Raw genomic sequence first — 14,469 nt, forward strand, 5'->3', positions numbered from 1 at the left:
GGTTGCACAGCAGCCCGTCTTGAGCCGGCAATTACCGCTCGCTGCAATATTACAGCAGTCCAATGCCGCGAAATAGTATCAAATTTACACTTAGTATAATCTTTACGTTTTTGCCTTCTTTTTCCGGTACGCCGACGGGCTTTGGCCGGTGTGCTGCTTGAAAATGCGGGTGAAGTGGCTCTGGTCGGAAAAGCCCGTCAGGTACGCAATTTCGCCCAAGGAATACGCGGTGGTATCGAGCAACTGCAGGGCTTTCTCGATGCGCAGCTTCCGGATGTACTCGCCAAAGGAGAGGTTGTCGAAGTAGCGCGCGAACTCCCGGGAGAGGTAGCTGGGGTTGACCTGCACCGTGTCGGCCGCTTCGGTCAGGCGCAAGCTCAGGTTGGTATCGAGGTGGTCCTGAATCACCTCGCGCAGCTGCGTGGTCCAGGCGGGCGGTGGGCCGGTGCGGTCTTTGGCCTGCTGGAGGTAGGCGGTATATACCTGCACCAGCAGCTGCTCCTCGGGCTGCTGGGTGTGGGCCTGCCCTTGCAGGTGCTGGGCCCAGCTGTAGAGGGCATCGTAGAGGACGAGGCCCTGCTGCAAGAGCTGCTGGTCGTCGCGGATGTTGTGGGCCAGGCCGGCGGAAATGGCCCACAGACCGGCCGCTTGTTGGGCCAGCGCGTGGTTGTCGGTATCGGCCCCGCGCACGATGGGGGCCAGCGCGTGCAGGGCCGGGTCGGTGAGGGCGTACTTTTTCAGGAAGTAGTCGAAGGTGCATTCCTGTCCATAGTGCGAGAACTCCACGTTGGGCACATCGAAGGGAATGGCCCCCGTGCGCCCGGCCGTGGGCACGACATCCCCACTGGGCACGTACAGAATTTCAGCGGCGGGGTCTATGAAACGTAGGATGAGCCAGGCACAGGCTAGCCGGTCAATCTTAGGGCGTTCACGGGTAATCCACTGCATAAAACCAGTTAAAAAATATTCAAAAGCGGAAGGTAATCCATCCTGACCAGCAACGGATGAGCGTCCCGCACCAGTTGCTGGGTTCATCCTATTCCCAGTTGTTGCAGGCCGTAGCCCAGCGCGGCCCCGCCCAGCACCAGCCAGGCCGAGTTGACTTGGTAGCGCAGCAGCAGGAAGGCGCTGACTACTGCCAGCAACACTGTGGGAATATCCAGCAGGGCCGTGCGGGCCAGCGTGAGCGACACGGCTGCCATTAGGGCCCAAGAAGCCGCGTTGAGCCCATCCAGAAAAGCGCCGGCCAGCGGCGACTGCCGCAGCTGGGCCACCAGCTTGATGCTGAGCCCCACGAAGACGAAAGCCGGCAGGAAGATGCCCACCGTAGCCACCAGCGCCCCTTGCCAGCCCTGCAGCACGTAGCCCACGAAGGTGGCCGTGGTAAACACCGGCCCTGGCGTTACCTGCCCCACTACCACGGCGTCGAGCAATTGGCCCTGGCTGAGCCAGTGGAAGCGCTGCACCAAATCGGCGTCGAGGAAGGCCAGCAGCACGTAGCCGCTGCCGTAGAGCACCGAGCCGATTTTAACGAAGGCCAGCCCCAGCGGCAGCAGCCCCAGCGGGGCCGCCGCCCCAGTCGGCGCGGTGCCCGAGCCCAGGCCCACGAGCAGCGGCAGCAGCGCCAGCGCCGCCACCGCGCCCACCAGCTTCAGCAGGGCCGGCGGCACTTGCCGGTGCGCCAGCGTGGGCCAGCGCAGCGCGCCGGTGGCCAGGCCCGCCGCGAAAAGCAGCAGCAACTCGTTTACGCCCAGCAAACCCAGCCCGAGGGCCGCCCCGGCCACCAGCCGCAGCGGCCAGGTGCGCAGGGCCGATTTGCCCAGGCTCCAGAGCGCCTGCGCCACCACGGCCACTATCACGGGCTTCACGCCGTAGAGCACGCCCGTGAGGGCCGGCAGCGTGCCGAAGCGCACGTAGGCCCAGGCAAAGGCCATAACCAGCAGCATGGCCGGCACGATAAAGCAGGTGCCGGCCACCAGCAGCCCCTTCCAGCCGCGCCGCTCGTAGCCGATGTGAATGGCCAGCTCGGTGGAGTTTGGGCCGGGTATAAGATTAGCGGCACTCAGCAGGTCCAGAAACTGCTGCTGGGTGAGCCAGCCGCGGCGGCGCACCACCTCTTCTTCCATTAGCGCAACGTGGGCGCCGGGCCGCCAAAGGCTGTGGAGCCCAGGCGCAGGAAGAGCCCGGCCAGCTCGCGCAGCGAAGTTGGGGCGGAGGTGGGGGAAGCCGGCTCAGTCATACCTGCCGCCTGCAAGCCGCTCATCCACCGACCATTTGCCGCCCCCTTTTATCAGCAGAAACGCGCTGCCTAGCAGCATGGCCCAGTCGGTGCGGCTGTCGTGCAGCATGCCCCAGAAGCCTTTATCGGCCAGCAGCTCCACCTTGGTGCTGGCGATGGCCGTGAGCATAATTAGCAGCAGCGGCCCACTAGCCAGGCGCGTAAACAGCCCCAGCAGCACCAGCAGTCCACACACGATTTCAAACGTGCCGACGAATGACCCCAGGAACTCCGGCAGGGGCAAGCCGATTTTAGCGAAGCGGCCCGCGCCCCGCTCGGCGGGAAACAGGAATTTTTGTATGCCCTCGGACAGGAAGACCACGCCCACGGCGAGGCGAATCAGCAGGATGGCGGGGTCGGGCGGGGTGGCGAGCAGGGAACGAAAACGCATCGGTAATCTTAAATGATAGGGGTGTACTGATTTAAGTCCCAGGTGCCGAGCTTCTTTTCCAGGTCCGTCACCTTGCTCAGGTACAGCTCGAAGCCGCCCTGCCCGAATTTCTGGTGCTCAATCTTCTCGAATTCCTCGCCCATCGAGTCGTACTCGTGGCGCGATACCAGCTGGTGCAGGGCGGGGTACAGCTCCGTGTCCTCGCGGGCCTCGTGGGGCGTGTACATGCGGTAGAACTGCCGCATATCGGCCACCACCTGCTGCTGGTCAGCTTTCGAGAGCCGGGGCGCTTTCAGGGCCAGCAGCATGCGGCTGGTGAGGATGCGCCCCCGGTCGTGCTGCACTTGCAGGGTGTTGACCAGCTCAGTCATCTTGCCCGCTTTGAGAAAGCGGGCAAACAGGTGCTGCTCCTCGATGCGCTCGTGGTAGTCTTCCACGAACTCGCGGATGATGCCGGCCGATTGCGCGGCCACGTCGCGGTCCAGCTCCTGGCCGCCGGTCACCCGGTCGGCCATCGTGTCGTACATTATCAGCACGCGCTTGAGCAGGCCGTGCTCGCGCATCAGGTCCTCGTTGGCGGATACGTCTTCGCCGCCCTCCTTTTCGCCGCCGGCTTTCCCCGGCTCCTGCGCCGCTGCGCCGGCCGTCTGGCCGGCGTTGTCAGCGCAGCCGAGCAGGCTCAACGAGGAGCCGACCACGGCGGCCCCGAGCAGCAGCCCGCTTTGGGTAATAAACTGGCGGCGGTCGGCCCCGGCGGGCCCGGCAGAATCGTTCATGGCGCTTGCTTTAGTAGGCACGGGCCGCCGGAAACGCTTTCCAGGCCCAGGTTTGGCCTAATAAACGGTACAATTGGCCCAGTTGTTTACGCGTTTTCTGGTACTATTGTGCCTATTTAGGGTAAAATCAGGAAATGCTTTGCCGGTACTCGCCGGGCGACTGCCCGGTCTGTTTCCGGTAAAACTTACTGAAGTACGACGGGTCTTCAAAACCCAGGTCGCCGGCAATCTGCGCCACGGTGTTCGCGGTGAACAGCAGCTGGCGCTTGGCTTCGCGCACCAGACGCCGGGCAATAATCTGGCTGGCCGGCTGGCCCAGCGCCTGCTGACACTGCAAATTCAGGTACCGGGCAGTAATGTGCAGCTGGTCAGCATACTGCTTCACTAGGTGCTGACGCCGGTAGTTTTCCTCCACGCATTGCTTATAGGCCTGTACCAGAGGGGGGAGCTGATGGCTGCGGACCTGAGGGTTGGGTTGCCCCCGCCAGAGCTGCACCAGCAGCAGGTGCAGGTACGCGGCCAGCGCCGCGGCAACGTGGGGCGCGTCGGGCTGCTGGTACTCGCGCTCCATCAACTTCCACACGGCCCGCGCGTCGGTGGCCGGGGCCAGCGTCAGGGTGGCGGGCAGCTCGTCCAGGGCCACCGGGGCCGGGTGCTGCTCCAGGAATTCTTCCTTCACCATGAGCACGTAGCCACGGGGCACCTCGCTCAGCTCCCAGTGGTGCACCTGCCCCGGACAAATCAGGTAGTAGGTATGCGGCGCGACAGGATAGCGCTGGAAGTCGATGTAGTGCCAGCCCGCGCCCTCGGTCAGATAAATCAGCTCGTAGTAGCGCTTGTGGCCGTGCGGGCGGGTGGTTTTGATGACCTCCTTCATGCGCGTCAGGCGCACGGCCAGGCCGGGCAGAAACTTGTCTTTGACAGGAATGGCTGGCGGGTGGGGCATGCGCAACAGAACAGGTACAACTATGGACAGGGCGGCCCGAAATTAACAGATTACGAGCCGGTCTCCGAAGCAACTTTCACCCTGTAATGGGGGTCGCACAATAGTAGGAACGGAAAACAACGGTAGGGCTGGGTGGTCGACCGGGTTTGGGTTCACCTGAATCCGTGGCGGGCGAGGCGTCTCAGAATACGACCGTCTTTCGAGCTTTTGGCCCAACGGTGCAACGGGCCGCGGCCTACCGTAAACAACTGCTGGAGCGGGTGGTCACCCAAAATCCCCGTGCAGCCTTTTTAGCCGGGATAAACACGGCCTGCTTGGTGACCCCCAACGCCTCCCCAGAACTACAGTTCCTACCCCAGCGGGCGGCCGAGACTTCTCGTCGCGAAGTCTTCATTTATTAGGGGTATGCACCACTAAACAATGCCTGTATTGCCTGTTTACCTCCTCATCAAGGAATTTATACTACAAATTATATGAATTGTTAATGTCTCGAAATTAACATTAATGTCCTTTTGACTAAGAGGAACATGTTCAAGATTTGTAATATCAAACAACGCTTGAAATTACTTTTATTAGAAAACAAAAGACTGTGGCTACCCATGTAATATGATCTAAAAATATTTATAATATTTCAGCATTACTGCTTTAGCCAACACTTTTGTCAGAGCGATTTTTCATTTACACTCTTTCTTTTTAATGAAAACAAACTTCTCTATTACCAAACTAGCCTTTATTGGGCTATTAGCGTTGGGCGCTAGCGGAATTTTAAGCTGTACAAAAGATTTAAACGTCGAGCCAGAAAGCAAGGCCTCACCCCACACTTCCGAAGTTGTTAAAACAGAAAACTTAACACTGATCCAAGAGCTTTATCACAGCCAAAAGTGGCAAGGGCGATTAACAACCAATCTTCAAGACACTTTAGCCCTACATAGAACGCCGAAATGGCAAGCCGCGTACAGCAAGGCCCAGGGGGATACTATAGTTTACGTTTACGTGCCATTAGAAGCAGCCTTTAAGTCCAAGAAAACTGGAATAAACAATAAGAAAACACGCTTGGTAGGCACGCGTGATTTTTTGATAGCAACAACTAATGGGGCGAGGACGGAATTGCACTGGGCTAGCTACATAGAATCAGCTAACAAAAAAAATACTACCCCCCCAGCTGTTGGCCCTAACATACTCTTTACAGGAAAACTTATATTACGCAAGGCAGTCGTTGGCCGCATTCAACAGGTTGACTATGTAAATGGCATTGCATTGCCAAATCGCTACAAAAACAAACCAGGCAAAACGCCGTCTGCTGGCAACCGAGAAGTTTGTGAAGACGTTTGGACTTGTTATTGGCAAACAAATAATTGCAGAGGAGGCCATGATATTGTAACCTCACACGGCATAAGTGGTTGCGATTATCCAACTCAGGAATACGCTTGCAGTGGTTGGTTTCAGTTTTCAACCACTAGAGAACAGCGCTGCTATGACGATGGCTCTGACTATCCTATTTTTCCTCCTTTACCAGATCCGCAAGATCCACAAATACCCGGAGGCCCCACCGGAGGAGAGCCAGACCCCACGTCTACGGTCAGTGTGGAACAAAATGCCGATTATCTTACCCAACACGACGCAGCGCTTTATGGACCATGTCCTTACACAACGTTTTCATGGGGAACGCAAATCCAGTTCAAGCCTCCAACATCGGTTATCGATAAGTTAACCCGATTGAGCTATACTCCCGGTGTCCAGTTGGGCCCAGTGGCTGTGGATTGGCTTTATTATGTACAGCAAATTTCTAATGCAAAAGGCTCATTGATCAATCTTGACTATCATCAAGTTTTGTTTTCTTCCCTGCCCATAACTAACGGCCGTCAAATGACAACTGGGGAATTTAGGGATTACTTGCGCCTTCACTTGACTGATTTGTCAGGGACTTCCTTTACTCCTCATGACGGAACAGGTGAGAACGAAGCCAATTTGTGGGCAAACTCGCCTGTGGGCTCCATCATCAAGATTGGAATTCCGGGGGACCGTGGTTCTGTAATTACTAGTGATTATTATACGAGCCCGGATCTTAGCACCTGGACTTTCACTACCATTCACGACCCCTACGTGGGCGACCACCCTGTTTCGGGCACCCGTAAGTTCGGCGTGGAGGCTTTAGGCAATGGCTATATCTTTTTCATACAGGGAACTGACAGACTTACTGGAAACCTTGACAATGCGCTGGGTTATTTGACAGATATTCAGGGGGGAGGAGTGAACGGACTTCAATTTAAAGCAAGTGATCAATTATGGCAAAAAGTGATCGGAAACGTAAAAACACTTTTAAATAATCAAAGCATTAGTACCACTACGGTCGCCCCTGTTATGCTGCGCCCCGATTATGATAAAATTAAAGCTGCTTTAGATGACGGCAAACCCCTGTCAACCGTATTGTGTCCTTGAGCGTATTGCACATCTTTGCCAATGAAAACTTTGAAGACGCTACTCGCCCTGGTTACTGCATTGGTCGCAACGTCCCTACTACTAAGCCTCACAACCACTTTGGGAATTGGATCAATGTTCATTTATACGTTTTGTATTATAGTACTCTTTGGCTGGTACGTGTATTTACCTTTTGTTTTTCTGCACAATTGGTTGTTTCTCTGTCTCAATCGCCTTAGCTGGGCATTATCGGTACTTATTGGCAGCGGACTGGCATCCATAATTTTCATTATTTTGGTCGCTACACCTTTTACAATTGTTACTGAAATGCCGACTTTTAGTGCTTCTCAGGCCTACGACGCAATGAGCTTTGCTTTCGGTGGTGGCTTGTACGGGCTCTTTTATTGGAAATGGGTAGCTAGCAAAAAAATTGTCGCATGAACCGGAAGCTAGCTCCGACGACTCGTTGGATGTATGAGGTGGTCTAGCAATGCCGGACAGAAGAAGGACGTATATTTCTTCTGTGATGACAGCCAAAAAGAACGGGGCGTCGCCCGACCAACGGCGCAAATACGACGAGGCGTTTAAGGGGTCTCACTAGAGTAGGAACAGAAAACCCCGCTAAGGAATTTGAGCCAGGTGCTCTTCCCAAGCAGTGGGGTTGCGCAAGGGACGTAGCTCCCCGGCGGCAATGCGCTCCGGCAGGGTAAAATCGTAGCGCCCCAGCATGTTGATGTGCTCGTGCAGCAAGGGCGAGAGCCGGGCCACGTCGCCCGGCTCCGGGGCTCCTTCCGTGGCCTGGTGCTCTTGCAAGGCTTGTTGCAGGTACCGGGTGTTCCATAGCACCAGGGCGTTGACGACCAGGCCCAAGGCGCCCAGCTGGTCTTCCATGCCCTCGCGGTAGCGTTGGCGCAGTTCGCCCTTCTTGCCGTGGAAGACGGCCCGGGCCACGGCGTGCCGCCCCTCGCCCCGGTTGAGTTGCACCAGGATGCGCCGCCGGTAGGCCTCGTCCTGCACGTAAGTCAACAGGTAGAGCGTTTTCTCCACCCGGCCCAGCTCCGCGACGGCCCGGCCTAAACCCGAGAGGGAGCCTGACCGCTGGAGCGTGCGCATCACGGCCGTGGCCTTGACTTTGCCGAGTTTGAGCGACCCGGCCAGGCGCAGCATGTCGTCCCAGTGGTCGTGAATCAGCCGGGCGTTGACCACGTGGCGGCCCAACTCGTTGAGGGGGCCGTAATCGTCCTGCTTTTCCAAGCGCCAGAAACGCTGGTCGGCTAGGTCCGCCAGGCGGGGGCTGAAGCGGTAGCCCAGCAGCGCAAACAAGCCGAACACCACTTCGCTGAAGCCGTGGGTGTCGGTCATGATTTCGCGCGGGTCCAGGCGCGTTTGCTGTTCCAGGAGCCCGGCCAGTAGGAACAGCGAGTCGCGCAGGGTGCCGGGAATCACGATGCCGTGAAAGCCCGAGAACTGGTCGCTGGTGAAGTTGTAGTAGGTGATGCCGCGCTCGGCCGCGTAGTATTTGCGGTTCCAACCCGCGTGAATCGTGCGCACGGGCACCACGAAGCGCATGCCATCGGCCGAGGCGACTTCCCCGCCACCCCAGGCCTGGGCCAAGGGCAGGTGGGCCTGCGCGTCGACCAACCGGGCGTTGGCGGCCGTGAGCGTTTCCACGCGCAGGTAGTTGTGCTGCACCCAGACCAAGTGCGGCAGCGTCAGGGCCGGCACCTCGGGCCGGGCGACGCTTTTCAGGCCGATGTTGCAGGCCTGCGCCAGCAGGACCGCGCAGAGGCTCAGCGGCAGGTCGGCTGCGGCCGGCTGCCCGTCGGCCAGGTGCGTGAAGGCCCCGGTAAAGTCGGTGAAGGCCGCCACTTCCAGCAGCAGGGCCGCCAGCTCGACGGGCGGCAGGCGGGCACTGAGTTGCTGGCGCAGGTGCGCCAGGCCAGCCGATTCGGCTTGCGCGGCCAGGGGGGTAAGCACGATGTAGGGCTGCCCCTCTTCTTCCAGCACCTGCAAGGCGGTGTTGTCGGCCAGGTTCGCACTCACTTCCTGGTAAGCGGCGCGCAGTTGCTGCCGGAGGCGGCCCAGTTCCACGGCCGGGTCGGTGGAGCGGTCCAGGGCGCGGGCCACGGCCTCGCGGGCGGCTTCCCAGGCCTCGCCGCGCAGCAATTCGGCCCGCGGGTCCCCGTACCGCTCACTGGTGGGCGCAAAGACCTCGCGGCGGCGCAGGGCCTGGTGCAGCCGGTCGAGTACGCACAGCGTGTAGGCTGGCGGATTCACCTGGCCTTTGGCCGGAAACACCCGCCGCGCCCAGCTTTTGGGCACCACCGCATGCGGGGCCTTCGCCCACTTGGGCCGGCCCCGGCCACCGGCCTCCTGGGTTCGCAGAAAGTGCCAGGCATCGAGTAGCGGTTTGGCCGACGGGGTGCCCTCCAGGAAAATGCCTTCCAGCAGGGCCGGCAGAAAGCGCCGAACCGAGGCGTAGCTGCCGCTGAGCACTTGCAGGGCGGGGTCCTCGTCGCTGGCCAGGTTTTGTACTACTTCAGCGGCTGCCCGCAACTGGCTTTCGCCTACCGCCTCCAGCACCTGCTGGCGAAGCGTGGCCGCCGGCACTTCCTCGTCGAGCAGGATGCGCACGGCCTGCTGCAAGACCAGCGCCGCTGCGTCCAGGTCTTTGAGCGTGCGCAGCCGCTCGCGCCGGCGCCGGGTTTCCCCGCGCAGGGCCAGCGTGCTCATCAGGTTGTCGAACAGGTCGAGCACGTCGTCGGTGGCCGTGCGCTCCAGGGTTTGCACAAACACCAACAGGGTGGCGTGGCGGCGCTCCTCGCCCAGGCGTCCCAGCGGCTGGGCCCAGGCCAGCTGGGCGTGCCGGGCCAGGCGCGCCAACCGCGCTTCCGGCAAGTCCTGCACGGGCACCGCGCCCACGCCCACTGCCCGAATCTGGTCCAGGCGGCGCAGGGCGGCCACCAGGGCCGGGGCCGACACGCGGGTGGGCGGGGTGCGCAACATCTCCAACGGCGTCAGCCGCTCCCCGGGCGAGGCAACCAGCAGGGCATCCAGCCGGTCGCGCTGCCCGCCGCTGAGGCGCGCCTGCAGCTGGTGGTAGAGCGCCCGGCCGGTGCGCTCGCGCACCCGCGCAATCAGCCGGGCCAGCAGCGAGACGCCCGGCAACACCACGCGCTGGGCCACCAGGTGCGCGGTCGCCAGGTCAAACAGCACGCCGGGCCGTACGGTGCTCGTGCTCACCTGGGCGTAGAGCCAACGGGTCAACCGGAAAGCCTGCCGGCCCTCAAAAACCCGGTAGTCCAAATAAACGACCAGCTGCGCCTGGTGGTCGTAAATCGTGTTGGGCCGGGTGTAGCGCGTATGCCAGTCGTCAACCGGCACCTGCAACTGGGCGGCCAGCGTACGCACGACCACGGCCGGCACCTGGGTGGGTGCTGGCAGAAAGGTGCCCAGAAACCGCAGCGTGCAAAGCTGCACCGCGCAGCCGAGCCGGGTGTGCGGCAGGCGGCAAGGCGCCAGAAACTGGACATCCGCCGGACTCAGGTAAAAGAAGCGGGCGAGCTGCTCCGGGCTGGGGTCGGCGTGGTAGCGCCCGTAGCGGGCCGCTTGCTCGTCGCTGAGAAATTCGACCGGCATCGGCTAGGGCTGCTGGACACCCGGGTTACCGGTCGGTACGCCCAGGTGGGCGAGGTAACGGTAAATCGTGGCGCGTCCCACGCCCAGCAGTTGGCCGATTTCGGCCACGGTTTTGTCTTGCTGCAGGTAGAGCGTTTTGGCGGCCTGGGCTTTGGAGAGTGCTTCTTTCGACAAGCCTTTTGGCCGGCCGCCCTGCCGGCCCCGCGCCCGCGCTGCCGTGAGCCCGGCCTTGGTGCGCTCGCGGATGATGTCGCGCTCAAACTCGGCCAGCGAGGCGAACAGGTTAAACATGAGCCGGCCCTGGGCCGTGGTCGTGTCCAGGTGGTCGTGCAGGCTCACGAAGTGGATGCCCTTCTCCTGAAAGCCGGTGACCAGCATCACCAAGTCTTTGAGCGAACGGCCCAGCCGGTCAAGTTTCCAGACCACGAGCGTATCGCCGGTGCGCAGCCGGGTCAGCAGCAGCAGCAGCAGCGGCCGGTCCTTGGAGGAGGAGGCTTTTTCCTGGATGATGTCCGTGCAGCCGGCCGCCTGCAAGGCATCGACTTGTAAATGCAGCTGCTGGTCTTGCGTGCTGACGCGGGCGTAACCGACTTTCATGCGTTTTTGTCTTATAAAGTCACGGCGGCGAAGATACGCGAACGTAGTTTCGTGAGACTGACGAATAAGACATTTTTCTCAGCCATTCATCCGACCTTTCCACTAGGACTTGGTGTCGCGTGGAAACGGTCGTTTTGCGAGACGCCTCGCCCGCCACGGATTCAGGCGGACCCAAACCCGGTCGACCGGCACTCCCTACCGTTGTTTTCCGTTCCTACTATTGTGCGACCCCTAATGGGCTGCTACCTCTATGATAGTATTACATATATCACATACTCTTAGCGGGAATTTCTGTTCCTACTCTCGTATGATTGCGTGGCCTCAGGGTGAGGCCAGCCGGAAAAGGAAACGGGGACATCATCTTACTCTAAGCGCGGGGTCCTAGTGGTCTTGACGCTGAGCACTAGAAACGGTGCCCCGTTTCCCGTTTTGCCTGAAGACTGCACAGTATGGAGGGAGCTAGTAGGTCGCAAGGCCTGGAGCATCCCGCATTTGTACGAGAAAAGTTGCGGTAAAACCTAGCCTGGCTACGTCTATTTCCTCTTTTCATGCTGTTCGCGTATGGCTCCGCTTCCCTCCCCTACGGCCCCCCTGAAATGCGTGGTGGGCATCGACATCGCCAAGGATAGCTTCGTCGCTTGTTTTGGCCAATCGTCTTTTAGCCAGCAGCTCCATTTCGGCAAGGAAACGACCTTCGACAACACGGCAAGCGGCTTCGCGGCGCTGCTCAGCTGGGTGGTCAAGCAACACATTAGCGGCAGCCCCCTCTGGTTTGTGGTGGAGGCCACCGGTGTCTACTACGAAGAGCTCGCCTACTTCCTCGCGGATAACAACCAGTTGCTGAGTGTGCTACTACCCAATAAGGTGAAGCATTTTGCCCGCAGCACCGAACTCAAGAGCAAGACCGACCAACTCGATGCGCGCCTGCTCTGCCGCCTGGGCCTGGAACGGGCGCTGCCGGCCTGGCAGCCGCCCACCCCCGCCCTGCGCCAGTTGCGCGCCCTGGCCCGCGAGCGGCAATTTTTGGTGCGACAAGCCGCCCAACTCAAAATTCGGGTGCACGCCTACCAGCATAGCTACCAACCCGATAACCGGACCTTAGCCCGCCTTGCCGCCCAGCAGCAACTGCTGGTCCAGCAACTAAAAGGGCTGGACCAAGACTTGGCCGATCTGCTGCAGGCGGAGCCGGAATTGGCCCGCAAACTAGACCAGTTGACCAGCATTCCCGGCATCGGCCTGACGACGGCCATCGTCGTCGTGGCGGAAACGAACGGCTTCGTGCTCGTTGAAAACGAGCGGCAACTGGCCTCCTACGCGGGGTTGGACGTAGTGCAGCGGCAAAGTGGGCTCTCGGCCCACGCCACGCGCATCTCGCGCCGGGGCAACGTGCGGCTACGCACGGCCCTTTACTTGCCGGCCGTCAGCAGCTTACGCTACAATCCCCAGCAAATGGCCTTTTACGCCCGCTTGCGGGCCCGTCAGCCCAGCGGCAAGCCCGGCGTCATTGCCATCATGCGCAAACTGCTCGTGCTCTGCTACTCGCTCTGGAAAAATGATTGCGTTTACGACCCGCACTACCACCCGGCGCACCTGGCTGAAAAAGAAGTAGCCCCGACCACGTAAACGGGCCGAGGCTACACAGGATGAACCCGAAGGCTCTCCTTTAGGAAGGCTAAAAGTAGAAAATATCTGCCCGAAGAGCAACCCTTTAACACAGTATCTAGTGCTACCCTTAAACCTTGCGCTATTCATCGGAGCAGCGGATTTAATGGAAATGATAACCGCGCTCAGGACGGACACCACGCCGGCAGGATAGTACCCCAACAGCCCGGCTTTCCAGAGTGGAAAGCCGGGCTGTTTAGTAGCTTCACCCAAAAGCAATCTGATGGAATATCCCTTGCATGAGCTAACCGCTCCGGCCCAGGTGCAGGAGTGGTTTCAGGTCATAATGACGGACGAGGGCAACGCGGACGACTTTTTTATGAAAGCCGCCAAAAGCTACCTGAGCAGCATTGCCACGTTTTACAATGAAACGCCCGGCCGGCCGGCGTGTACCACCGCCAACGTGGCCGCAACGGTGCTCTACCACGACTTTGAGCAAGTGTTGTCTATTCTGGAAACCGAGGAAGCCGCCCGGAAGCCGGTAGAATCCCTGCTACTGGCTCTTAACGCCGCCAGGACGACGAGCCGCCGACCCTTTACGGGCGGCTACGTGGGCGACGTAATCAGGACCGTTCAGTTTGCGCTTTGGCGCATCGACCCTGGCCCGCAGAGCCACCAACTCATTGCCGACTTCATAGTGGGCTACTAGGGGTCCTCTCAGAAAACGGAAAATATAGCACGCTAAAGTTCAGAAAGTAGCCTTTAAGACCGTGGTTCAACCCCAGCTTAGCGCAGTTGCGCGAGAAGGCTAAAACTTCACAAATCTAGTGTTACCCCTCATTGAAGTACCCTGGCGAATTTGGCGAGTACCTGCAACGCAGCACGGGAGCGGGTTTTTACGGTGGCTAACGGGATGCCCAGGTGTTCCGCTGCTTCCACTTGGGTGTAGCCCCTGAAGTAGAGCAAGTCCATGACCTCGCGCTGCCGGGGCTTAAGGCAGAGCGTTAGTTCACGTACCCCGATGTGTTCGGGGTTGAAGGTAGCAGTAGCGGGCATCTGTTGCGCACTGCCGACTTCGAGCGACCAAGTACGGCGATGAAAGTAGTTCTGGGGACTGCGCAGGGCATCAATGGCCTGGTTAGAGCACACACGAGCCATCCAGGTAAACAAGCGTCCCCGGTCGCCGTCGTAGCGGTCAATGCTTAACCACACTTTCAGTAAACCCTCCTGCAAGATGTCTTGCGCTAGGGCCTCGTCCCGGACCAGCCGCTGAATGACGGCCAGCAGGGTTTTGGCGTATTTTTCATAGACCAGACGGAGGGCCTGTTCGTCGCGGGCCACTAGGCGTTGTACAAGCTGTTCTTCGTCCGATGCGACGGGCAGCACAGCAGAGAAGGGCATAGGCAGAAGGCAAATAAACAGTTCAGAATGATAGCTCCTTAGGAAATAGAGGGAATATGGGCGGTAAAGATGCTGGATTAACCGGTTGGCCTGTCCTTCAACTGCTTACCGCCCTTCACCATTCTAGCTACACGGGGTTGCGTTCGTAATCGGACCGAGAATTCCAGACAGTAGGCCCCGACCTTACGGTTTTTTGAGCGCCCACAAGCTGCCCAGTTGTTGTTCGGCTTTGTCGTAGAGGCGCTGCAAGATTGTGTGTTTGCGCCGCAAGGCGAGGAAACGCCGCTGCGCGGCCACGGCCAGGCCGCTGGTCGTCAGCAAGAGCAGGCCCAGGACCAGATTAAGCCACGTCATATGGTAGTCGATACGCGGACCCGTTCTAAATAGACAAAGGAGAACCGCCCCGGTGGGCGGTTCTCCT

The 14,469-nt window shown here is 59.6% G+C and carries 13 protein-coding genes; 4 read left to right on the forward strand and 9 right to left on the reverse strand.

Annotated elements, in window-relative coordinates:
• Positions 1–102: 102 nt before the first annotated feature.
• From BEN47_RS05745 to BEN47_RS05765, 5 genes are all read right to left on the reverse strand, one after another.
• Entirely contained in the window at positions 103–948 is an 846-nt protein-coding gene (locus BEN47_RS05745) for a chromate resistance protein ChrB domain-containing protein (protein WP_070726040.1), read from the reverse strand.
• Positions 949–1,031: 83 nt separating this feature from the next.
• Entirely contained in the window at positions 1,032–2,126 is a 1,095-nt protein-coding gene (gene chrA / locus BEN47_RS05750; protein ID WP_083322152.1) for a chromate efflux transporter, read from the reverse strand.
• A gap of 105 nt (positions 2,127–2,231) precedes the next feature.
• Positions 2,232–2,669 (reverse strand): DoxX family protein, encoded by a 438-nt coding sequence (locus BEN47_RS05755; RefSeq protein ID WP_070726044.1) that lies wholly within the window; start codon positions 2,667–2,669, stop codon positions 2,232–2,234.
• An 8-nt stretch (positions 2,670–2,677) separates the two neighbouring features.
• Positions 2,678–3,445, reverse strand: coding sequence for a hemerythrin domain-containing protein (locus BEN47_RS05760; protein WP_070726046.1), 768 nt, complete (start codon positions 3,443–3,445; stop codon positions 2,678–2,680).
• Between the two features lie 127 nt (positions 3,446–3,572).
• On the reverse strand, positions 3,573–4,391 hold the full coding sequence (locus BEN47_RS05765; RefSeq protein WP_070726125.1) for an AraC family transcriptional regulator: 819 nt from the start codon (positions 4,389–4,391) through the stop codon (positions 3,573–3,575).
• Positions 4,392–5,087: 696 nt separating this feature from the next.
• Between BEN47_RS05765 and BEN47_RS20830 the strand changes: the two genes are divergently transcribed.
• Entirely contained in the window at positions 5,088–6,830 is a 1,743-nt protein-coding gene (locus tag BEN47_RS20830; RefSeq protein ID WP_125921525.1) for a hypothetical protein, read from the forward strand.
• Positions 6,831–6,851: 21 nt separating this feature from the next.
• Entirely contained in the window at positions 6,852–7,250 is a 399-nt protein-coding gene (locus BEN47_RS05775; RefSeq protein WP_070726051.1) for a hypothetical protein, read from the forward strand.
• A 180-nt stretch (positions 7,251–7,430) separates the two neighbouring features.
• Here BEN47_RS05775 and BEN47_RS05780 read toward each other — a convergent pair whose 3' ends face one another.
• The gene (locus BEN47_RS05780; RefSeq protein WP_070726053.1) at positions 7,431–10,448 is read right to left on the reverse strand and encodes a Tn3 family transposase; all 3,018 of its coding nucleotides are present in this window, start codon (positions 10,446–10,448) and stop codon (positions 7,431–7,433) included.
• A gap of 3 nt (positions 10,449–10,451) precedes the next feature.
• Positions 10,452–11,045, reverse strand: a complete 594-nt coding sequence (locus BEN47_RS05785; RefSeq protein WP_070726056.1) for a recombinase family protein — start codon at positions 11,043–11,045, stop codon at positions 10,452–10,454.
• Positions 11,046–11,606: 561 nt separating this feature from the next.
• Between BEN47_RS05785 and BEN47_RS05790 the strand changes: the two genes are divergently transcribed.
• Both BEN47_RS05790 and BEN47_RS05795 read left to right on the forward strand, forming a co-directional pair.
• Entirely contained in the window at positions 11,607–12,668 is a 1,062-nt protein-coding gene (locus BEN47_RS05790) for an IS110 family RNA-guided transposase (RefSeq protein WP_070726058.1), read from the forward strand.
• 262 nt (positions 12,669–12,930) lie between these two features.
• Positions 12,931–13,356, forward strand: coding sequence for a hypothetical protein (locus BEN47_RS05795; RefSeq protein WP_070726059.1), 426 nt, complete (start codon positions 12,931–12,933; stop codon positions 13,354–13,356).
• A 128-nt stretch (positions 13,357–13,484) separates the two neighbouring features.
• On the opposite strand, the gene BEN47_RS05800 is transcribed toward BEN47_RS05795, so the two are convergent.
• On the reverse strand, positions 13,485–14,048 hold the full coding sequence (locus BEN47_RS05800; protein ID WP_070726061.1) for an RNA polymerase sigma factor: 564 nt from the start codon (positions 14,046–14,048) through the stop codon (positions 13,485–13,487).
• Between the two features lie 183 nt (positions 14,049–14,231).
• Entirely contained in the window at positions 14,232–14,402 is a 171-nt protein-coding gene (locus BEN47_RS21335; RefSeq protein WP_158010872.1) for a hypothetical protein, read from the reverse strand.
• Between the last annotated feature and the right edge of the window lie 67 nt (positions 14,403–14,469).

This window comes from Hymenobacter lapidarius (assembly GCF_001816145.1).
Taxonomy (GTDB): domain Bacteria; phylum Bacteroidota; class Bacteroidia; order Cytophagales; family Hymenobacteraceae; genus Hymenobacter; species Hymenobacter lapidarius.